Consider the following 20,329-nt stretch of genomic DNA (forward strand, 5'->3'; position numbering starts at 1 on the left):
GCGCCAGGCTGGCGCCTGCCGTCTTGCCGGCGTCGCGGGCTGCGGCGGGCGCGCCCCATAGCGCCAGCGCCGCGCAGAGGGCGGCGCAAGCGTGCAGGGCGGGAGGCTGCCGGCGCATGGAATCCCGCGCTTCAGCGCAGGCGATAGCGCGCGGCCACCGGTTCCAGGTCGCGCAGCGTGCGCTGCTGCCAGGCGGCGTCGTGGCCGAGTTCCTCCGCCAGGATGCGGGCGACTTCCGGCGCCGCCAGCATGGCGGCCTCGCTGTCCAGGAACAGGGCGCGGTTGCGGCGCGCCAGCACGTCCTCGGCGGTGCGCGCCAGCTCGTAGCGGGCGGCGTAGCGCACATGGGCTTCGGACAGGCCGCTGGCGCTGACCAGCATGCGCTCGGCGCCAGGAAGGGCCTTGAGCGCGGGCAGGTCGCTGCCGTAGTAGCTGTCCGGCGTGCCGGCGTGTTCCTGCGACGGCGCCAGTCCGGCGGCGCCGTGCAGGGCCAGCGACTCGGTGCGGCAGGGCGCCTGCGTCAGCAGCTGGTTCTGGATGGCGGTGTCGACCACGTCCTGCGCCATGCGGCGGTAGGTGGTCCATTTGCCGCCGGTGACCGTGACCAGGCCGGCCTTGGACACCAGGATGGTGTGTTCGCGCGACAGCGCCTTGGTGGACGCTTCGCCGGTGGCCTTGACCAGCGGGCGCAGACCGGCCCAGACGCTGGTGACGTCGTCGCGGGTGGGCTTGCGGCTCAGGTAGCGCGCCGCCGTGCCCAGGATGAAGTCCACGTCCTGCGCGCCGGCGTCGGGATCCAGCGGCAGGTCGTCGCGCGGCGTGTCGGTGGTGCCGACGATGGTGTGGCCGTTCCATGGCACCACGAACAGCACGCGGCCGTCGTCGGTCTTGGGAATCAGGATGGCGCGCTTGCCCGGCAGGAAGTCGCGCGGCAGCGTCAGGTGCACGCCCTGGCTGGGCGCGACCATGGTGGGGGCGTTCTTGTCTTCCATGCGGCGCACGGCGTCGACCCAGACGCCGGTGGCATTGATCACGCAGCGCGCGCGCAGCGTGAAGACCGCGTCGCCCAGCGCGTCGGTGGCCGTCACGCCGTCGACCTTGCCGTTCGTCATGGTCAGGCCCGTGGCGCGCACGTAGTTGACCGCCGTGCCGCCCAGGTCGAACAGCGTGCGCATCAGGCTCATGGCCAGGCGCGCGTCGTCGAACTGGCCGTCGTAATACAGCACGCCGCCCTTCAGGCCGCGGCCATTGACCTGTTCGGCCAGCGTCGGCGCGTTGGCCAGCGTGTCGCGGCGCGACAGCCAGCGGCTGGGCGACAGGTTCAGCTTGCCGGCCAGCATGTCGTACATCTTCAGGCCGATGCCATAGAAGGGCTGGTCCAGCAGGTTGTAGGCCGGCACCACGAAGCCCAGCGGCCACACCAGGTGGGGCGCATTGCGGTTGAGCAGGCCGCGCTCGTGCAGCGCTTCGCGCACCAGGCTGATATTGCCCTGCGCCAGGTAGCGCACGCCGCCGTGGACCAGCTTGGTGGCCTTGCTGGACGTGCCCTTGGCGAAGTCGGCGCCTTCGATCAAGAGCGTGCGGTAGCCGCGCGAGGCGGCGTCCACCGCGGTGCCCAGGCCGGTCGCGCCGCCGCCGATGACGATCACGTCCCAGGCGGGCGTGTTGTCGAGCTGGGCGAGCAGGCGATCGCGGTCGGGCGGGGTGACGGAAGCGAGTGTGGAATTCATAGGAGCTGTGAGGGCATGTCCGCGGGATCCTGGGTCATGCGCTATGGGAGTTTGTCGGTTCGGCCTGTGGTGGGCGGTGGCGGGCGTCGGGGCAGTTTCAGGCGGCGGACTTGGCAGGCGCGGCGGCCGCGACCTCGCAGCGCACGCCGGCGTCCTGCAGCGCCTGGGCCAGCGGTTCCTGGGGATGCGCGTCGGTGAAGAAGCGGTCGATCTCGGAAATGTGGGCCAGCTCGACCATGGCCTGGCGCTTGAACTTGCTGCTGTCGGCGGCCAGCCAGACTTCGCGCGACTGTTCGATGATGGTGCGGGAAACGCGCACTTCGCGGAAGTCGTAGTCGCGCAGCGTGCCGTCGGCTTCGATGCCGGAAATGCCGATCAGGCCGATGTCCACCTTGAACTGTCGGATGAAATCCATCGTGGCTTCGCCGATGATGCCGCGGTCGCGCGAGCGCACCACGCCGCCGGCCACGATCACCTCGCAGTCCGGATTGTCGGACAGGATGTCGGCCACGTGCAGATTGTTGGTGATGACGCGCAGGCCGCGATGGCGCAGCAGGGCGCGTGCGATGGCCTCGGTGGTGGTGCCGATGTTCAGGATCAGCGAGCAGCCGTCCGGCACGGCGCGGGCCACGGCCTCGGCGATGCGTTGCTTGCCGGCCGCGTGCAGCCCCTGGCGCTTGCGGTAGGCGATGTTCTCGATGGTGGAAGCCTCGATGCGCACGCCGCCGTGAAAGCGCGACAGCAGGCCGGCTTCCGACAGGAAATGCACGTCGCGCCGCACGGTCTGCAGCGTGACGTCGAAGCGTTTGGCAAGTTCCTCGATCGTGGCTGAGCCTTGGGCCCGCACCATTTCGATCAAGGCGCTCTGTCTGGGATTCAGTGTCATGTGCGTATGATAAAACAACAAAAGCGAAAAATAATGACGCACTGCAAGATTGTTTTCTGTTCGCTTTTTGAGTAAAACGCACAAAAAACGAAAGCAACATGAAAGACCCGCTGATTCGCGCCTAAAAAACGGGGGCGGATAAGCTGCAGCACCGCAATGCCCCAAACCCGGTCAAAAAACCGGGACGTATTGGTAGGTTGAGGAGACTAGATGCAGCTGAACCTGGACAGGACAGGTTTGCGGGCCGGCTCGCAAACGCACCTGTATCCGATGAGCCTGGCGCCGGCGCCGGGCGCGATGACCGTATTGCTGGGGGCCACCCTGGCGGGCAAGACTACGCTGATGCGGATCATGGCCGGGCTGGACCGGCCCACCGAGGGCCGCGTGCTGGCCGACGGCGTGGACGTCACGGGCGTGCCGGTCAGGCAGCGCAACGTGGCGATGGTGTACCAGCAGTTCATCAACTATCCGTCGATGACGGTGTTCGACAACATTGCCTCGCCGCTCAAGCTGCGCGGCGAGAGCGGCATTGCCGAGAAGGTCATGGCGATGGCGGCGCGGCTGCACATCGACCACCTGGTCAAGCGCCATCCGTCCGAGCTGTCCGGCGGCCAGCAGCAGCGCGTGGCGCTGGCGCGCGCGCTGGCCAAGAACGCGCCGCTGATCCTGCTGGACGAGCCGCTGGTCAACCTGGACTACAAGCTGCGCGAAGAGCTGCGCGACGAACTGAGCGCGCTGTTCGCGGAAGGGCGCTCGACCGTGATCTATGCCACCACCGAGCCCGGCGAGGCGCTGCTGCTGGGCGGCTATACGGCGGTGCTCGACGAAGGGCGGCTGCTGCAGTACGGACCCACGGCGCAAGTGTTCCACCGCCCGTCCTCCATCCGCGTGGCGCGCGCTTTCAGCGATCCTCCCATGAACCTGTTCGCTGCCGCGCGGCGGCCCGGCGGCTTCGAGCTGCCGGGCGGCGTGCGCGTGGACCGGCCCCTGCCTGCGGGAGCCGGCGACATCACCGCCGGCCTGCGCGCCGGCGCGCTGGACGTGCATGAGCAGCCCGGCCATATCGCGCTGGACAGCGTGGTGAAGCTGGCCGAGATCTCCGGATCGGACACCTTCGTGCATGCCGAGACCGCCGCCGGCGAGGTGGTGGCGCAGCTGCCCGGCGTGCACCGCTGCACGCTGGACCAGCGCCTGCGGCTGTATTTCGATCCGGCGCAGACCTACGCCTTCGGCGCCGACGGCGCCTTGCTGGCCGCGCCGGGCTGGCTGGCGGCGCCCGCCGCCGGGGAGGCCCGCTGATGGCACAGATCGAGCTGGACCTCTCCCATTCCTATGTGCCCCATCCCCAGGCCGACGAGGACTACGCGCTGCTGCCGCTGAAGTTCACGTTCCGCGATGGCGGCGCCTATGCCTTGCTCGGCCCGTCGGGCTGCGGCAAGACCACCTTGCTCAATTGCGTGTCGGGACTGCTGCGGCCGTCCCACGGCCGCATCCTGTTCGACGGCCAGGATGTCACAGCCAAGACGCCGCAGGCCCGCAATATCGCCCAGGTGTTCCAGTTTCCCGTGGTCTACGACACCATGACCGTGGCCGAGAACCTGGCGTTCCCGCTGCGCAACCGCGGCATCGCGCCCGACCGGATCCGCGAGCGCGTGGGGCGCATCGCCGAGATGCTGGAAATGTCCCAGGTGCTGGACCGCCGCGCCAGCGGCCTGACCGCCGACGCCAAGCAGAAGATCTCGCTGGGCCGGGGCCTGGTGCGCAGCGATGTGTCGGCGGTGCTGTTCGACGAGCCGCTGACCGTGATCGATCCGCAGCTCAAATGGGAACTGCGGCGCAAGCTCAAGGAGATTCACCGCGAGTTCAAGCTCACGCTGATCTACGTCACGCACGACCAGACCGAGGCGCTGACCTTCGCCGATCAGGTGATGGTGATGGCGCGCGGACGGGCGGTGCAGGTGGGCGGCGCCGACGATCTGTTCGAACGGCCGGCGCATACCTTCGTGGGGCATTTCATCGGCTCGCCTGGCATGAACTTCCTGCCGGCCCACTGGACCGACGGCGCGCTGCGCGTCGGCGCCTGCCGGCTGGATGGGCTGGACACCGTCCAGGCCGCGCGCCTGGCGGACGCCGGCCCGGTCAAGCTCGGCGTGCGGCCCGAATACCTGCGCCGGGTGGAGCCGGGCACGCCGGGCGGGTTGCCGGTACGGGTGGAACGGGTGCAGGACGTCGGCACCTACCTGTTGCTGACGGCGGACTTCGAAGGCAACGTCGTGCGCGCCCGCCTGAACAGCCAGGCGCAGGCGCCCGCGCCGGGCGAGACGGTCTGGCTGTCGGCGCTCAATACGCATACCTGCTTCTACCGCGACGAGGAGCTGATCCGATGAAACCGATCAATCACCGGGCCTGGTTCCTGGTCCTGCCCGTGGTGCTGTGCGTGGCGTTCTCGGCCATCCTGCCGCTGATGACCATCGTCAACTACTCGGTGCAGGACATCATCTCGCCGGAGCGCCGCGTGTTCGTGGGCACCGAATGGTTCGCCGCCGTGCTGCAGGACGAGGAGCTGCATGGCGCGCTGCTGCGGCAGATCGGCTTTTCGCTGGCGGTGCTGGCCATCGAGATTCCGCTTGGCATCCTGCTGGCGCTGTCCATGCCGGCCTCGGGCTGGCGCGCGTCGGCGGTGCTGGTGGTCATCGCGCTGTCGCTGCTGATCCCCTGGAACGTGGTCGGCACCATCTGGCAGGTGTTCGGCCGCACCGATATCGGCCTGCTCGGCGCGACGCTGTCCTGGCTGGGCGTGGACTACAACTACACCGGCAGCGACGTGGACGCCTGGGTCACCGTGCTGGTCATGGACGTGTGGCACTGGACGCCGCTGGTCGCGCTGCTGTGCTATGCGGGGCTGCGCGCGATTCCCGACGCCTACTACCAGGCGGCCCGCATCGACGGCGCCTCGCGCCTGGCGGTGTTTCGCTACATCCAGCTGCCCAAGATGCGCGGCGTCCTGATGATCGCGGTGCTGCTGCGCTTCATGGACAGCTTCATGATCTATACCGAGCCCTTCGTGCTCACCGGGGGCGGTCCCGGCAACGCCACCACCTTCCTGTCGCAGTACCTGACGCAGAAGGCGGTGGGGCAGTTCGACCTGGGTCCGGCGGCGGCGTTTTCCATCATCTATTTCCTGATCATCCTGCTGCTGTGCTTCATCCTCTACAACTGGATGCAGCGTGCCGGCACCACGGGCGGCATGGACGAGGAGCGCGCAAATGCGTGAACAAAGCACCTGGTGGCGCGCCATCTTCCTGGCGCTGTATCTGGCGTTCGCCATCCTGCCGCTGTACTGGATGCTGAACATGTCGTTCAAGACCAATACCGAGATCGTCAGCACGCTGACGCTGTGGCCGCGCGACTTCACCTTCGAGCATTACCGCACGATCTTCACCGATCCGGCCTGGTATTCGGGCTACATCAACTCGCTGATCTATGTGCTGATCAACACGGTGATCTCGCTGGCCGTGGCGTTGCCGGCGGCCTACGCGTTCTCGCGCTACCGCTTTATCGGCGACAAGCACGTGTTCTTCTGGCTGCTGACCAACCGCATGACGCCGCCGGCCGTGTTCCTGCTGCCGTTCTTCCAGCTTTACAGCTCGTTCGGGCTGATGGACACGCACCTGGCCGTGGCGCTGGCGCACCTGGTGTTCAACGTGCCGCTGGCGGTGTGGATCCTGGAAGGCTTCATGTCCGGCGTGCCGCGCGAGATCGACGAGACCGCCTACGTGGACGGCTATTCCTTCCCGCGCTTCTTCCTGACCATCTTCCTGCCGCTGATCAAGTCGGGCGTGGGCGTGGCCGCGTTCTTCTGCTTCATGTTCAGCTGGGTCGAGCTGCTGCTGGCGCGCACGCTGACCTCGGTCAACGCCAAGCCCATCGTCGCCACCATGACCCGCACCGTGTCCGCGTCGGGCATGGACTGGGGCGTGCTGGCCGCGGCCGGGGTGTTGACCATCGTGCCGGGCGGCATCGTCATCTGGTTCGTGCGGCACTACATCGCGAAGGGCTTCGCGATGGGCCGGGTATAGGAGGGCGGACCATGTTCAGCTGGATGGTATGGACCACCCCCGTCGCCGTGTTCTTCAGCTGCATCGCGCTGATGCTGGTGGGCATGACGATCTGGGAACTGAAATCGCCCACGGTGGAGCGCAAGGGCTTCCTGCCCATCCGCACCACGCGGGGCGACCGCCTGTTCATCGGCCTTCTGGCCGCGGCCTGGCTCAACCTGGCGTTCCTGGGCCTGGGCGGCAAGGCGGCGGAATGGTTTTCGCTGGACGGGCCGCCGTCGGTGTGGATCAGCTTCGTGGCCTCGATGCTGCTGCTGGCCTTCATCATGAGGAAAGGATGACGGGGCGCCTAGACCCCGCATGAGCAAGCAAGCGGTTTGGAAGGACTATCGGCCAGCGTCTTCCCCGGCCAGGAGTCCGCAGCACAAGAGAGGGGGAGACTTTTCGAGGAGACTGTTCATGAAATTTCGCATGCGCGCCGTCGCGGCCGCCATCGCCCTGATCGGCACGTCCGCGGCCTGGGCCGGCGAACCCGAGGCGCAGAAGTGGATCGATTCCGAGTTCCAGCCCTCGACGCTGTCCAAGGACCAGCAGCTGGCCGAGATGAAGTGGTTCATCGAGGCGGCCGCCAAGCTCAAGGCGCAGGGCGTCAATGAAATCAACGTGGTTTCCGAGACCATCACCACCCACGAGTACGAGTCCAAGACCCTGGCCAAGGCCTTCAGCGAGATCACCGGCATCAAGGTCACGCACGACCTGATCCAGGAAGGCGACGTGGTCGAGAAGCTGCAGACGTCCATGCAGTCGGGCAAGTCCATCTACGACGGCTGGATTTCCGATTCCGACCTGATCGGCACCCACTACCGCTACGGCGCCATCCTGCCGCTGTCGGACTACATGGCCGGCGCGGGCAAGGAATGGACCAACCCCAACCTGGACCTGAAGGACTTCATCGGCACCAAGTTCACGACGGCGCCGGACGGCAAGCTCTACCAGCTGCCCGACCAGCAGTTCGCCAACGTCTACTGGTTCCGCGCCGACTGGTTCGCGCGCCAGGACCTGAAGGACAAGTTCAAGGCCAAGTACGGCTACGAGCTGGGCGTGCCGACCAACTGGTCCGCCTATGAAGACATCGCCGACTTCTTCTCCAACGACGTCAAGGAGCTGGACGGCAAGAAGGTCTATGGCCACATGGACTACGGCAAGAAGGACCCGTCCCTGGGCTGGCGCTTCACCGACGCGTGGCTGTCGATGGCCGGCGCCGCCGACAAGGGCCTGCCCAACGGCATGCCGGTGGACGAGTGGGGCATTCGCGTGGCCGATGACAAGTGCACGCCGGTCGGCGCTTCGGTGGCGCGCGGCGGGGCCACCAACAGCCCGGCCGCAGTCTACGCGCTGACCAAGTACGTGGACTGGATGAAGAAGTACGCGCCCCAGCAGGCCATGGGCATGACCTTCTCCGAATCCGGCCCGGTGCCGGCCCAGGGCCAGATCGCGCAGCAGATCTTCTGGTACACGGCCTTTACCGCCGACATGACCAAGAAGGGCCTGCCGGTGGTCAACGACGACGGCACGCCCAAGTGGCGCATGGCGCCGTCGCCCTACGGCCCGTACTGGAAGGACGGCATGCAGAACGGCTACCAGGACGTGGGCTCGTGGACCTTCTTCAAGTCCACCGATCCCAAGCGCATGGCTGCCGCCTGGCTCTACGCGCAGTTCGTCACGGCCAAGACAGTGTCGCTGAAGAAGTCCATCACCGGGCTTACCTTCATCCGTGACAGCGACATCCACAGCGAGTTCTTCACCAAGAACGCGGCCAACTACGGCGGGCTGATCGAGTTCTATCGCAGCCCGGCGCGGGTGGCCTGGACGCCCACCGGCAACAACGTGCCCGACTACCCCAAGCTGGCCCAGCTCTGGTGGAAGAACGTCGCCACCGCCGTGACCGGCGAGAAGACGCCGCAGGCCGCCATGGACAACCTGGCCAACGAGATGGACCAGGTGATGGCGCGCCTGGAGCGGGCGGGCATGGCGCAGTGCGCGCCCAAGCTCAACGCCAAGGGCGATCCCAACAAGTGGCTGTCGGACCAGCAGGCGCCGTGGAAGAAGCTGGCCAACGAGAAGCCCAAGGGCGAGACCATCGCCTATGACACGCTGCTGCAGGCCTGGAAGGCGGGCAAGGTGCGCTGAGCGCGTCGCTTGCAGGCAGGACGCCGCCGCGAGGCGGCGTTTTTTTTCGCCCATTCCCTGCCAGCTGAGTCATTGCAAAAACGTAATCCTGCTATCAGTGTTTTGTCCGTACCCCGTCCCTAGAATGGTCTCCATGCTGCAACCCGGCAGCGATTCATCCCAAGGAGCACACCATGAAGACCATTCACAACGTTGCCTTGATGCTGGCCCTGGCCGCCGGCGCCACGTCCCTGGCCCAGGCGCAGACCCCGGCGCAGGCGCAGCCCGCCGCCAGCTATCACGGCCAGTCCCTGACGCGCGCGGAAGTGCGCGCCGACCTGGCCCTGTGGAAGCGCGCCGGCCTGGAGCGCTTCTGGCGCGGCGAGGCATCGCCCGATATCTACAGCCGTGAATACCGGGTCGCCTACGCCGAGTACCTGCGCCTGCGCAGCGGCCCTGAGTACCAGGCCGAAGTGCAGCGCCAGGGCGGGGCGGGCCGATAAGCGGGGCGGCAGGCATGGCCTGCGCCATGCGCGAGGCGTCGCGGCAGTCCGGCTACAGCCTGCATCTCGCGGACCTGGAGCTGGATCTGCTGCGCGGCCGGGTCAGCCGCAACCGCGAGGTCCTGCGGCTGACGCCCAAGGAATTCGCCTTGCTGGCTTTTCTGATGCAGCGGCCGGGCGAGGTCTACGACGCCTGGCAGCTTGCCGAACAGGTCTGGGGCATGCAGCTGGCCGTGTTCGAGCGCAAGAATCCGAAATCCCATGCCGTCGCGATCGCGGTGCGCAGGTTGCGCCGCAAGATCGATGCCGGCCGCACGCCCCGGCTGTTGCATACGCTGCGCGGCGGGGCCTACATGCTGGCCGCGCTGGATTGAGTCCACGCGGTTCGTCAGCGCCCGCAGGGGCGCTTTTTTTTGCCCCGCGTATTGGCGTGCGCGGTATTGGAAAACAAAAAACCGCGCCTTCTCGAGGAAAGGCGCGGCGACGGAACACCTTCCCTTCGCGGAGGAGGGTGCCATCAACGGAGTCCGGCGCGGCGCGCGGACCGCGCTGCCCGCCTAGAAGCGGTGGCGCAGGCCGACACCCACTTCCGTGGCCTTGATGCCATCCACGAAGGCCCAGTTGCTGGTGTGCGATGCGATCGCGTAGACATCGGTGCGCTTGGACAGACTGTAGTTGTAGCCCAGGCTGTAGGTGTTGCTGGCCGAGTCGCCGCCCGTCAGCTTCTTGTTATTGGCGTCGGCGCGTTGCCACGACGCGAACAGGCTGCTGCCGCCGCCCAGCGGCGCGGACAGCCCGATGAAGTACGAATTCGAGCGGAAGCCCTTGGAGAACGCATACGAAGGCGTGCCGGTGAAGGCGCCGACGCTGCCGCCGTTGGGCAGCTTCTTGCCGGCGAACCAGCCGTCGGTGACGCGGTTGTAGGCCAGCGCCAGCTTGAATACCTCGAAGTCGTACGATCCGCCGATCACGTAGGAGCGCGGCGTGGCGCTGGTCTCGGCAGGGCTCAGCTTGTTGGACGCGTTGAGCTGGTCGTAGGTGACGAAGGCGTTGACCGGTCCGTTGTCGTAGCGCAGGCCGGCGGTGATCGCACGGGTGTTGTCGGCCGTGGCGAAGCCGGTCTGGCTGTCCTTCAGGTCGTTGATGTTGCTGGAATAGCCGATGGCGGCGCGCAGTCCGCCCATGGAGGGCGTCTCATAGACCAGCAGGTTGTCGTAGCGCGGATAGTAGGACGAGCTGAAACCCAGGCCGGCGCCGGTGTTCAGCTGGTTGAAACCGCCGCCGAACGACGAGCCCAGCATGCCGGAGAAGTAGCGCGTGCCCACGTTGTATTGGCGACCGAAGCGGAATTCGCCCCATTCGGCGCTGCCCAGGCCGACGGTGGCCTCGCGGCCGAACAGGCGGTTTTCCTGCAGTGAGCTGCCGTTGCGGCTGTCGAAACCGGATTCGAGCTGGAACACGACGTACAGGCCGTCGCCCAGATCCTCCTTGCCGCGCAGGCCCCAGCGCGATCCGGCGGTGGTGCCGGTGGTGGCGCCCAGGCGGCTCATGCCGCTGCCGCTCGTGATGCCGGTCTTTGGGTTGGTATAGTCGCCGGTGATCCGGCTGTAGCTGACGCCGGTATCGATCAGGCCGTACAGCGTGACCGAGGTTTCCGCCTGCGCGGCGGCGGACAGCGCCGCGCCCAGGGTGGCCGCGAAGATTTTTTTCATGAAAGGGCTCCGTAGACTTGGAATATGGATCGGCCAGGCCGATGACGCCGCGCGGCCCGGAGGCAGCGGGAACCAGGGCTTGGCCAGCCAAGTGTGGAAGCCGCAGTTCGACAGTCAGCGAACACTAGAATTACGAATCCGATCGCTGCGCTGCCTTTTCCTTGTCATCCTTTTCTGCCGTCCACCCTAGCCATGCCCCGTCTTGCAAAGCCCGCCCCATGTCTGCCTTCCCCCGCCACGCCCATGCGCCGGCGCGGATATGGCCTGTTCCTGGCGATCATCCTGAGCGTCACGGCAAGCCTGGCCCAGGCCGCGGGGTTCCAGCGCATCAACCTGCCCATGGACATGAATGGCCCCGCGCTGCAGGGTGCGACGTGGTATCCATGCAACGCGCCGGAGGTCGAGATCACGGTCGGCCGTAGCGTCATCGCCGGCACGCCGGACTGCCCGATGCCGGCGGGGCCGACGACGCTGGTGGTGATGTCGCACGGCTCGGGCGGGTCTTTCCTTGGCCATCACGACACCGCGCGGGCGCTGGCCGAGGCCGGCTTCGTGGTGGCCGCGCTGAATCACGCGGGCGACAACGCCGTGGACCGTTCGCGGCAGGGCTATCTGTCCATCTTCTCGACGCGTCCGCGCGAAATCCGGCGGCTCATCGACTACATGACCGGCGCCTGGCCGGGCAGGGCGCAGCTGCGTTCCGACGCGGTCGGCTTCTTTGGCTTCTCGCGCGGCGGCTATACCGGCCTGGTGCTGGCGGGCGCCGCGCCCGATTTCAGCCAGGGGCTGTCGTTCTGCGAATCACAGCCGGGGCTGCCCATGTGCCGCGACATCGCGGCAGGCAAGGCGCCGGCCCAGCCTTACCCGAAGGATGTTCGCGTCAAGGCCCTGGTGATCGCCGATCCGCTCAATGCGTTTGCGCCGTCGGCCTTGGCCGGCGTGGCCGCGCCGGTCCAGCTGTGGGCCTCGGAACTGGGCGGCGATGGGGTGACGCCCGCCAGCGTGGAAGCGCTGCGCCAGGGCCTGCCGGCGGGGACCGATTTCCATCGGGTCGCCGGCGCGGGCCATTTCGCCTTCCTGGCGCCATGCTCGCCGGCGCAGGCCGCAGCGCTGCCATCACTGTGCACCGATGGTCCGGATTTCGACCGGGCGGCCTTTCATCGCGACTTCAACGCCCGCGTCGTCGCTTTCATGCGCGCGGCCCTGCGCTGAGGCGCGGGCCGAAGCGGGTAGACTGGCGGCTGGACCTCACGGGAGCGTTGACTTGGCCACCACCCTGCGCCGATACACCGAGCTGCCTTACCTGATCGACTACCTGCAGTCGGGCGAGCTCGCGCTGCTCAATCCCAAGGCCTGGGATGACCGCAACGATTCGTTCTATATCGAGGAGTACGCGCGCGCCAGGGAGCTGGAGGGCATCTATGCCTTGTGCCTGGCCGAGGCCTTCGAGACCTACCACCACTGGCGCGTCTTCTCGAACGGCAGCGGCGGCGTGTGCATCGAGTTCGACAAGGACAAGCTGATCGCCGAAGTCGCCGACGTGCCTGGCCTGCGCGCGGAGACCGTGCAATATCGCACCATCAAGGCGCTGCGCGAGCAACCCGTGGCCGAGTCCGACCTGCCGTTCCTGAAGCGCCACGCGTTCCGCGACGAGAAGGAGTTCCGGCTCTTCGTCGGCAGGAAGACGCGCGACACGCCCTTGCTGCGCGTGCCGGTGGACCGGTCGGCGGTCCGGCGCGTGACGCTCAGCCCGTGGTTGCCGGCCTCGGTCTGCGATCAGGTCAAGAAGTTGCTCAAGACCATCGAGGGCTGCGCCAAGCTGCGCGTGTACCGATCCTCGCTGGTCGAGAACGAGGAATGGAAACGCCTGGCCCGGCCACGCGGCTAGGCGTTACGCCGATCAACCATCGTGGACGGCGCGCAGGCGCGGCGTCCGCCTCCTGAACCCAACGGCCGCGCGCGCGGCCCGTAACCATGATGACTCCCGCTGAAATCCTGCAAGCCTATGCCAGCCTGGGCTGGAAGAACAACAACGACCCGATGGCACAGGTGCTGGCGCTGCGGCGCGAGGATCCGGCCGCGTTGGGCGAGCTGGTGCTGGGCTTCCTGGACAGCGGGCAGAAGCACTCGACCTTCATCGATACCGCGCTGGATCTGATGGACGATGCATCGTATGCCGCCACGCTGCGGCGGGTCTGGCAGGATGCGCTGGACGGCAAGCACGGCGAGGCGATGGAAGAGGTGCTGGATTCGGCGGCGCTGCAATGGCCTGAACTGTATTCGGGTCGCTGGGAGCAGCTGCTGGCGGCGACGCGCGCCGAAGCCGGCGCGCCGCGCTACTACGCGGACTTCGCCTGGCGCGCGATGGACGCGGCCACGGCGCATGAATGGTTGGAGCGCCTGGATGACGAGACCGACGAAACGCTGCGGCGCAGCCGCGCCGTGGCCTTGCTGCATGCGCGCCAGCCCGACGTGACGCTGGAGGCCTGGCGCCGTGCCTGCGCCGGACAGCATGGCATGGACCAGGAGGCCTGGATGGACCTGCTGGGCTACGCGCTGGAAGAGGGCGGACTGCGGCCTCTGCATGACAGCCGCCCGCTGCACATCTCCGCCAGCGCCGCGCAGCGCCGTCACATGGACGCCTCGCAACCGGCGTGGCGGCGCGAGATCCGCGCGCTGCATCCGACCTGGAAGCGCTTTGACGGCCCCGGCAAGGACGCCACGGCGGCGCAGCAGGCGGGCATGGGCGGCGCATTGCCGGGTACTTGCGGCCTGTGCCATGGCCCGCTGCATCGCCTGCTGTCGCTCGATCAGCCGGCGCGCGCCGGCGTCGCCTGCAATGGCCCGCTCAGCTTCGGCGTCTGCCTGTCCTGCCTGGGTTGGGAGGAGTCGACCCTGTTCTATCGGCATGATGCCGAGGGCCTGCCGCAAGCCCATCCCACGCAGCGCAAGGACGTGGCGATCGAGCCGCAGTTTCCCGCCGAACCGCTGGCGTCGGCCGAGGTCACGCTGTTCGAGGCGCCCGCGCGCTGGGCCTGGCAGGACTGGGGCGACTCGAACGGCCAGCAGAACCTGAGCCGCGTCGGCGGCGCGCCCAGCTGGGTGCAGCAAGCCTGGTATCCGCCTTGCCCCGATTGCGGCCACAAGATGTCCTTCGCCTTCCAGCTGGACTCGGACCTGCCGCAGGACGACGGCAACGAATGGATGTGGGGCAGCGGCGGTTGCAACTACAGCTTCTGGTGCGCGCATTGCCGCGTCAGCGGACATTTCTGGCAGTGCACCTAGTCTGCCGTCCCGCAGATGCGCCCGCAAGAAATCCACCCCTGGCCGCCATGGCGCGGGCCAGCCCCGGGCCGGCGGCCGGCGGTGTATTCTCGCAGTCGTGCGGCGCCTGCATGACAGGCCGTCCAGGCACATCCGAACCCGCCGGCCGGCGCCGATCCCGCGCCGGGCCGCTTCGAGAATAGACAGGAGACAAGCATGTTATTGACCGAAGAGCAGCAGAGCGTCCAGGAGATGGCGCGCCGTTTCGCGCAGGAGCGCCTGGCGCCCGGATCCGAACGCTGGGACCGCGAGCACGAGTACCCGGCCGAGGCGATCCGCGAGATGGCGCAGCTGGGCTTCTTCGGCATGCTGGTGCCCGAGGAATGGGACGGCAACGCCAGCGGCTATCTGTCCTATGCCGTGGCGCTGGAGGAGATCGCGGCCGGCAACGGCGCATGCTCCACCATCATGAGCGTGCACAACTCCGTGGCCTGCATGCCGATCCTGAAATTCGGCACCGACGAACAGAAGGAACGCTTTCTGCGACCGCTGGCGCGCGGCGAGCATATCGGCGGCTTCGCGCTGACCGAGCCGCAGGCCGGTTCGGACGCCAGCAGCCTGCGCACCCGCGCGCGCCGCGATGGCGACCACTACGTGATCAACGGCGCCAAGCAGTTCATCACGTCCGGGCGCACCGGCCAGACCGTGATCGTGTTCGCTGTCACCGACCCGGACGCCGGCAAGCGCGGCATCTCGGCCTTCATCGTGCCGACCGACACCCCGGGCTACCAGGTCGTGCGCGTCGAGGACAAGCTCGGCCAGAACCTGTCCGACACCTGCCAGATCGCCTTCGAGGACATGCGCATCCCGGCCGCCTGGCGGCTGGGCGAGGAAGGCCAGGGCTACAAGATCGCGCTGGCCAACCTGGAAGGCGGCCGCATCGGCATCGCCTCGCAGTCGGTGGGCATGGCGCGCGCGGCCTTCGAGTGCGCGCGCGACTATGCGCGCGACCGGCAGGCCTTCGGCAAGCCCATCATGGAGCACCAGGCCGTGGCCTTCCGCCTGGCCGACATGGCCACGCGCATCCACGCGGCAAGGCAGATGGTGCTGCACGCGGCGGCGCTGCGCGAGGCCGGCAGGCCGGCGCTGACCGAAGCCTCGATGGCCAAGCTGTATGCGTCCGAGATGGCCGAGCAGGTCTGCTCGGCGGCGATCCAGACGCTGGGCGGCTATGGCTACCTGAAGGACTTCCCGGTCGAACGCATCTATCGCGACGTGCGTGTTTGCCAGATCTACGAGGGCACCAGCGACATCCAGCGTTTGGTGATCGCCCGCAGCCTGGCCTGAACGCCGTTCCTTCCATACCCGCCGGAGCGTCGCTCGTGGGCACCACCAACTACGTCGATACCTTCATTCTTGCGTCGGCCGACAGCAAGGCCCGGGCGGGCGCGGCGCCCGCCAGGCCGGGCACGGTGGCAGCCCTGCAATACGGTTTGCTGCGCGACGCGCCGTATCGCTACACCAGCGACGAACTGCTGTTCGAAGTGCATGCGAGCCGGCAGGGCATCGACCAGGCCGGCCGCAAGGCGGCCTGGGATGCCTTCTTCGCCCGGTCGCAGGCGTGCCTGCGTGCCTCGCCGCTGGTCAAGCAATTCGGCTGGGGCCTGCATCATGACGGGCAGGGCAAAGTGGCGCTGGTGGGGGTGGAAACGGACGCCTACCGCAGGTTGGCGGCCGACCAGGCATTGAAGGTGGTGCCGGGCATGCGCAGCAGCCGGGCCGGATAGGGGCGTTCTTGCCTTGCTGGATCGCGGGCCGCGATCAGCGGCGGTGACTACCGGACGCAACTACCGGACGCAACTACCGGGCGGACTTGGCGGGCGCATCTATCAGGCGCACCTACCGGCCGCGTCGCGCGGTTCGCCGGCGCCGCAGCCACACTCCATAGACGACGAGATTGCCGGCTATCAGCAAGGTGGCCAGCACAATCTGCGTCTCGCGGGTCAGCCCGTCCGGATAGATGGCGGCGGTCAGATAGTGCTCGATGAAGCCGCCGGCATAGCCTTGCTGGCCAGCGCGCGCGCGTAGCGCGTTTTCCAGCGGCGTCAGCGGACAGAGCCAGCCCATCCCGATCACCAAGGCGCCCCAGGCCAGCGCGGGCAGGTGCAGCCACGCCAGGCGTGGACGCCACAATGCCAGCAGGCCGCCGAACATCACGAAGGCGATGAAGGCGGCATGGAAGGCCAGCACCAGGTCGGCGATCGCGCGGTAGAGCACGGTGATGGCCCGCGATCAGGTTTTCAGGTCGCGCAGCAGCTTGGCCAGCTCGGGCGCCTGCATCAGCGAGACGCCGTTCGCGCGCGCGTATTGCAAGGCGGTGTCGGGCACCTCGCCCAGGGCGATGCAGATGGCTTCGCGCGCGCCGCGGCGTTCGCGTTCGGCCTGCAATTCGCGCAAGGGCTCGACGCCGACGCGCGCCGCCTTCCAGCGCCGGGCGCCGACGATGGCGACGTGGCCGTCCTTGCTCAGGGCGAAATCGGCGCCGGGCGCCTGCAGGCGTTCGACCTCGCAGCCGTCGCGGTGGAAGCCGGCTTGCACCGTGCGGGAAAAATCCGCCCAGGACATCGCTGCGGCGGCCTGCGCCACGGCCTGCACGCGCGTTTCGGACGGCGCGCGCAGCTGCTTCCAGGCCGCCATGATGGCGATCACGGCGAAGGGGATGGCGGCGAACACGCCCATGGCCGCGTATTCCAGCGGCAGCGCGGCGAAGCCGCCCACGCTCAGCAGCACCGCGATGGTCGCGCTGATCCACCAGGGCGAGCGCAGCAGCACCGCGAAGATGGAATTCCTGGGCATCTTGAATTTCATGGCGGATCGGGCTCGGATGGTGGCAGGGGGTCAGGCCGCGTCGTCGTCGCCGTCGCGCACCACGATGCGCAGGTCGCCGATGTCGACGATCTGGCCGGCGCGGATCTTGGCGGTCTTGCGGTGCTCGACCACGCCGCCCACGCTCACATGCCCCTCGGCGACCAGCATCTTGCCGGCGCCGCCGCTGTCGCAGGCGCCGGTGGCCTTGAGCAGCTGGTTCACTTCAATATACGGACAGCCGGGCGCGAGCGTGAATTCGATGATGGGCATGGCGAGGGAAATATCGAGGAAAGCGGGCGTCAGGCGGGACCATTGGCGGCCGGCGGATTGGCGGGCGGCGGCGGGTTGCCGGCCGAAGGCACGTCGCCGGGCGCGCGGGCGCTGGGCTCGGCGCGCGCCATCCAGGCGATCAGCGAGGAGCGCATGGCTTCCTCCACCGACATCTGGATCGGCTGCACCCATTCCTGCGGCACGAACACGGTGTAGCCGCCAATCATGTAGCCCATGGGCAGGTAGACGGCCACGCGCGCGCCCGGGCTGAAGCCTTCGGGCAGGCCGTCCATGTTGCGCCGGGTCACCAGGCCGACCAGTTCCAGCTGCTGGCCGGGAATGCGCAGGATCACGACCTGCTGCGCATTGGTCTTGGCGCTGGGCGAGAAATAGTCGGCGAAGCTCTTGAGCGAGGAATAGATGCTCTTGACGACGGGCAGGTTGGTGAAGGGCGTTTCCACCAGCGCCAGGACGCGCTTGACGCGCTCCTTGGACACCAGGTAGCCGATCAGCAGGATGCCCAGAATGCCCAGGGCCAGGCCCATGCCCGGCACGTAGAAGCCGCCGATGAACGGGCGCAGGAAGGTCAGCGCCACGGCTTCGGTCCAGGCCAGGAAGATATACAGCAGGTATACCGTCAGGGCCAGGGGCAGGACCGTGATCAGGCCACGGAAGAAGTATTTATAGAGACGGTGCATAGGCGAAAAGAAGCATCAGGACGCGCGCCGCAGGGGCGGGCGCGGGGCCGGCCGGCGGCAAAAGGGGTGCCAGCATACCAGCCGCCGGCCGCCCGTTCTGTTACAAATGGCGCGGGCCTACCTGTCGACGGGCAGGTACAGCGATTCCTTGATCTCTTCCATCACGATGTAGCTGTGCGATTCGGCGGAAGCGGGCAGGCGCTTGAGGATCTCGCCGAGCAGGCGGCGGTATTCGTTCATTTCGCTCAGGCGCGCCTTGACCAGGTAGTCGAACTCGCCGGACACCAGGTGGCATTCCATGACTTCGGGCACGTACAGCAGTTCCTGCTTGACCTTGTCGAACACGTCGCCCGACTTGGCCGACAGCTTGATTTCCAGGAACACCAGCAGGTTCTTGCCCAGCGCCGCCGGATTGACGCGCGCGTGGTAGCCGGTGATCACGCCCTCGCGCTCCATGCGCTTGATGCGGTCGGAGCAGGGGGTGGCGGACAGGTTCACGCGCTCGGCCAATTCCGTCACAGGAATCCGGCCTTCGCGCTGCAGGATATCCAGGATTTTCAGGTCTAGGCGGTCCAGTTCGCGCATTTCACTTCCGCGGGGTCAAAAAGCAGGGTTGATCGAGAAAAAGCACTGTCAAAGCAAAATCTTCAGTGATATTCGCTGTGATAAGGACCATAGACTACCGAAATTCCTGCATAAAGCCAACCATCGGAAAGAATCATGCATGTGATCGTCCTCGGCAGCGGTGTCATCGGCACGACGACCGCCTATTACCTGGCCCGCCAGGGCGCCAAAGTGACGGTGCTGGACCGCCAGCCCGCGGCCGCCAAGGAGACCAGCTACGCCAACGCCGGCCAGGTCTCGCCCGGCTATTCCACGCCGTGGGCCGCGCCCGGCATTCCGATGAAGGCCATCAAGTGGCTGTTCCAGAAGCATGCGCCGCTGGCGATCCGCCTGGACGGCAGCCTGTTCCAGCTGAAGTGGATGGCGGCCATGCTGGCCAACTGTTCGGCCGAGCGCTATGCGATCAACAAGGAACGCATGCTGCGCCTGTCCGAGTACAGCCGCGATTGCCTGCGCGAACTGCGCGCGGCCACCGGCATCCACTATGAAGAGCGCACGCGCGGCACGCTGCAGCTGTTCCGCACCGACGCGCAACTGGAAGCCGCGCGCCGCGACATCGCCGTGCTGGAAGAGGTTGGCGTGCCCTATGAACTGCTGGACCGCAATCGCCTGGTGACGGCCGAGCCGGCCCTGGAGCGCTCCAGCCACAAGCTGACTGGCGGCCTGCGCCTGCCCAACGACGAAACCGGCGACTGCCATCTGTTCACCACCCGCCTGGCGGCCATGGCCGCCGAGCTGGGCGTGGAGTTCCGCTATGGCCAGAACGTGGCCGGCCTGAACACCGCGGGCGGCCAGATCACCGGCGTGCGCGTGGGCGACGAGGTGCTGACCGCCGACCGCTACGTGGCCGCCTTCGGCAGCTACACCCGCGGTTTCCTGGAGCCGCTGGGCCTGGATCTGCCGGTCTATCCGCTCAAGGGTTATTCGCTGACCGTGCCCATGGTCGACGAGTCCGCCGCGCCGGTGTCGACCATCCTGGACGAAACCTACAAGATCGCCGTGACGCGCTTCGACCAGCGCATCCGCGTCGGCGGCATGGCCGAGGTGGCGGGTTTCGACCTGCGCCTGAAGGACGCCCGCCGCAAGACGCTGGAGATGGTGGTGGACGATCTGTTCCCCGGCAGCGGCGACCTGCCGCGCGCCGAGTTCTGGACCGGCCTGCGGCCGATGACGCCGGACGGTACGCCGGTGGTGGGCGCCACCCGCTACGGCAACCTGTTCCTGAACACCGGCCACGGCACGCTGGGCTGGACCATGGCCTGCGGTTCGGGCAAGCTGGTGGCTGACCAGGTCATGGGCCAGCGTCCGGCGATCCGCGCCGACGACCTGGGCCTGTCGCGCTACGATCGCGGCGCCGCGCGCAGCCAGCCGCTGGTGCTGGGCGGCAAGGGCGCCTGAGCCCGACTGACGTTTGTCTCCAGCGTCGGCCAGAAGCCGGCGCCTTTATACGGCCCGCCCGGCGCACGATACCGGCCGGGCCGTCGTTTATCCTGCGTCGCCAATGACGCCTCGCCGGGCGGCATGGCGGTCAAACAGGCGGGGCGATG

At 67.6% G+C, this 20,329-nt stretch carries 22 protein-coding genes; 14 read left to right on the forward strand and 8 right to left on the reverse strand.

Annotated features, from left to right (window positions below):
* Positions 1–131: 131 nt before the first annotated feature.
* Complete coding sequence (locus AC6LJ9_RS16580) at positions 132–1,730, reverse strand: glycerol-3-phosphate dehydrogenase/oxidase (protein WP_498148408.1); 1,599 nt, start codon at positions 1,728–1,730, stop codon at positions 132–134.
* A 97-nt stretch (positions 1,731–1,827) separates the two neighbouring features.
* Positions 1,828–2,616 (reverse strand): DeoR/GlpR family DNA-binding transcription regulator, encoded by a 789-nt coding sequence (locus tag AC6LJ9_RS16585; protein WP_249205168.1) that lies wholly within the window; start codon positions 2,614–2,616, stop codon positions 1,828–1,830.
* Positions 2,617–2,826: 210 nt separating this feature from the next.
* Here AC6LJ9_RS16585 and AC6LJ9_RS16590 point away from each other — a divergent pair, with 210 nt between their 5' ends.
* The 8 genes from AC6LJ9_RS16590 to AC6LJ9_RS16625 all read left to right on the forward strand — a co-directional run bounded on the left by AC6LJ9_RS16590 (position 2,827) and on the right by AC6LJ9_RS16625 (position 9,720).
* Complete coding sequence (locus tag AC6LJ9_RS16590) at positions 2,827–3,915, forward strand: ABC transporter ATP-binding protein (RefSeq protein WP_212318051.1); 1,089 nt, start codon at positions 2,827–2,829, stop codon at positions 3,913–3,915.
* Positions 3,915–5,003 carry an ABC transporter ATP-binding protein gene (locus AC6LJ9_RS16595; RefSeq protein WP_498148409.1) on the forward strand — a complete coding sequence of 363 codons (1,089 nt, stop codon included), beginning with the start codon at positions 3,915–3,917 and terminating at the stop codon, positions 5,001–5,003. The genes AC6LJ9_RS16590 and AC6LJ9_RS16595 overlap by 1 nt, the downstream gene beginning before the upstream one ends.
* Positions 5,000–5,890, forward strand: coding sequence for a carbohydrate ABC transporter permease (locus tag AC6LJ9_RS16600; RefSeq protein WP_103274636.1), 891 nt, complete (start codon positions 5,000–5,002; stop codon positions 5,888–5,890). Before AC6LJ9_RS16595 ends, AC6LJ9_RS16600 begins: the two co-directional genes overlap by 4 nt.
* Positions 5,883–6,695, forward strand: a complete 813-nt coding sequence (locus AC6LJ9_RS16605) for a carbohydrate ABC transporter permease (protein WP_392412188.1) — start codon at positions 5,883–5,885, stop codon at positions 6,693–6,695. Before AC6LJ9_RS16600 ends, AC6LJ9_RS16605 begins: the two co-directional genes overlap by 8 nt.
* A gap of 11 nt (positions 6,696–6,706) precedes the next feature.
* Positions 6,707–7,015 carry a DUF2160 domain-containing protein gene (locus AC6LJ9_RS16610; RefSeq protein ID WP_212318045.1) on the forward strand — a complete coding sequence of 103 codons (309 nt, stop codon included), beginning with the start codon at positions 6,707–6,709 and terminating at the stop codon, positions 7,013–7,015.
* A gap of 118 nt (positions 7,016–7,133) precedes the next feature.
* Positions 7,134–8,864, forward strand: coding sequence for an ABC transporter substrate-binding protein (locus AC6LJ9_RS16615; RefSeq protein WP_498148410.1), 1,731 nt, complete (start codon positions 7,134–7,136; stop codon positions 8,862–8,864).
* Positions 8,865–9,037: 173 nt separating this feature from the next.
* Positions 9,038–9,346 (forward strand): DUF4148 domain-containing protein, encoded by a 309-nt coding sequence (locus tag AC6LJ9_RS16620; RefSeq protein WP_498148411.1) that lies wholly within the window; start codon positions 9,038–9,040, stop codon positions 9,344–9,346.
* Between the two features lie 14 nt (positions 9,347–9,360).
* The gene (locus tag AC6LJ9_RS16625; protein ID WP_498148412.1) at positions 9,361–9,720 is read left to right on the forward strand and encodes a winged helix-turn-helix domain-containing protein; all 360 of its coding nucleotides are present in this window, start codon (positions 9,361–9,363) and stop codon (positions 9,718–9,720) included.
* Between the two features lie 183 nt (positions 9,721–9,903).
* On the opposite strand, the gene AC6LJ9_RS16630 is transcribed toward AC6LJ9_RS16625, so the two are convergent.
* Positions 9,904–11,058: a porin gene (locus AC6LJ9_RS16630; protein ID WP_498148413.1), complete on the reverse strand. Its 1,155-nt coding sequence runs from the start codon at positions 11,056–11,058 to the stop codon at positions 9,904–9,906.
* A gap of 243 nt (positions 11,059–11,301) precedes the next feature.
* On the opposite strand from AC6LJ9_RS16630, the gene AC6LJ9_RS16635 reads away from it, so the two are divergent.
* The 5 genes from AC6LJ9_RS16635 (at position 11,302) to AC6LJ9_RS16655 (ending at position 16,109) form a co-directional block, all read left to right on the forward strand.
* Positions 11,302–12,270: an alpha/beta hydrolase family protein gene (locus AC6LJ9_RS16635; RefSeq protein WP_498148414.1), complete on the forward strand. Its 969-nt coding sequence runs from the start codon at positions 11,302–11,304 to the stop codon at positions 12,268–12,270.
* Between the two features lie 52 nt (positions 12,271–12,322).
* A complete protein-coding gene (locus tag AC6LJ9_RS16640) occupies positions 12,323–12,946 on the forward strand; it encodes a DUF2971 domain-containing protein (RefSeq protein WP_498148415.1) in 624 nt (207 codons plus the stop codon).
* Between the two features lie 86 nt (positions 12,947–13,032).
* Positions 13,033–14,343, forward strand: a complete 1,311-nt coding sequence (locus AC6LJ9_RS16645) for a hypothetical protein (protein ID WP_498148416.1) — start codon at positions 13,033–13,035, stop codon at positions 14,341–14,343.
* Positions 14,344–14,538: 195 nt separating this feature from the next.
* On the forward strand, positions 14,539–15,669 hold the full coding sequence (locus AC6LJ9_RS16650; RefSeq protein ID WP_498148417.1) for an acyl-CoA dehydrogenase family protein: 1,131 nt from the start codon (positions 14,539–14,541) through the stop codon (positions 15,667–15,669).
* Between the two features lie 35 nt (positions 15,670–15,704).
* Complete coding sequence (locus AC6LJ9_RS16655; protein WP_498148418.1) at positions 15,705–16,109, forward strand: DUF6157 family protein; 405 nt, start codon at positions 15,705–15,707, stop codon at positions 16,107–16,109.
* A gap of 112 nt (positions 16,110–16,221) precedes the next feature.
* Here the strand turns inward: AC6LJ9_RS16655 and AC6LJ9_RS16660 are convergent, their stop codons facing one another.
* From AC6LJ9_RS16660 to AC6LJ9_RS16680, 5 genes are all read right to left on the reverse strand, one after another.
* Positions 16,222–16,599: a DUF2784 domain-containing protein gene (locus AC6LJ9_RS16660; protein ID WP_498148419.1), complete on the reverse strand. Its 378-nt coding sequence runs from the start codon at positions 16,597–16,599 to the stop codon at positions 16,222–16,224.
* 15 nt (positions 16,600–16,614) lie between these two features.
* Positions 16,615–17,190: a restriction endonuclease gene (locus AC6LJ9_RS16665; protein WP_498148420.1), complete on the reverse strand. Its 576-nt coding sequence runs from the start codon at positions 17,188–17,190 to the stop codon at positions 16,615–16,617.
* A gap of 30 nt (positions 17,191–17,220) precedes the next feature.
* On the reverse strand, positions 17,221–17,460 hold the full coding sequence (locus AC6LJ9_RS16670) for an RNA-binding S4 domain-containing protein (RefSeq protein ID WP_498148421.1): 240 nt from the start codon (positions 17,458–17,460) through the stop codon (positions 17,221–17,223).
* A gap of 29 nt (positions 17,461–17,489) precedes the next feature.
* On the reverse strand, positions 17,490–18,158 hold the full coding sequence (locus AC6LJ9_RS16675; protein WP_498148422.1) for a DUF502 domain-containing protein: 669 nt from the start codon (positions 18,156–18,158) through the stop codon (positions 17,490–17,492).
* 117 nt (positions 18,159–18,275) lie between these two features.
* Entirely contained in the window at positions 18,276–18,743 is a 468-nt protein-coding gene (locus tag AC6LJ9_RS16680) for an Lrp/AsnC ligand binding domain-containing protein (protein WP_103274622.1), read from the reverse strand.
* Positions 18,744–18,878: 135 nt separating this feature from the next.
* On the opposite strand from AC6LJ9_RS16680, the gene AC6LJ9_RS16685 reads away from it, so the two are divergent.
* Positions 18,879–20,180, forward strand: a complete 1,302-nt coding sequence (locus AC6LJ9_RS16685) for a D-amino acid dehydrogenase (RefSeq protein ID WP_498148423.1) — start codon at positions 18,879–18,881, stop codon at positions 20,178–20,180.
* The last annotated feature ends 149 nt before the right edge of the window (positions 20,181–20,329 follow it).

This window comes from Achromobacter sp. 1011811831 (assembly GCF_059760905.1).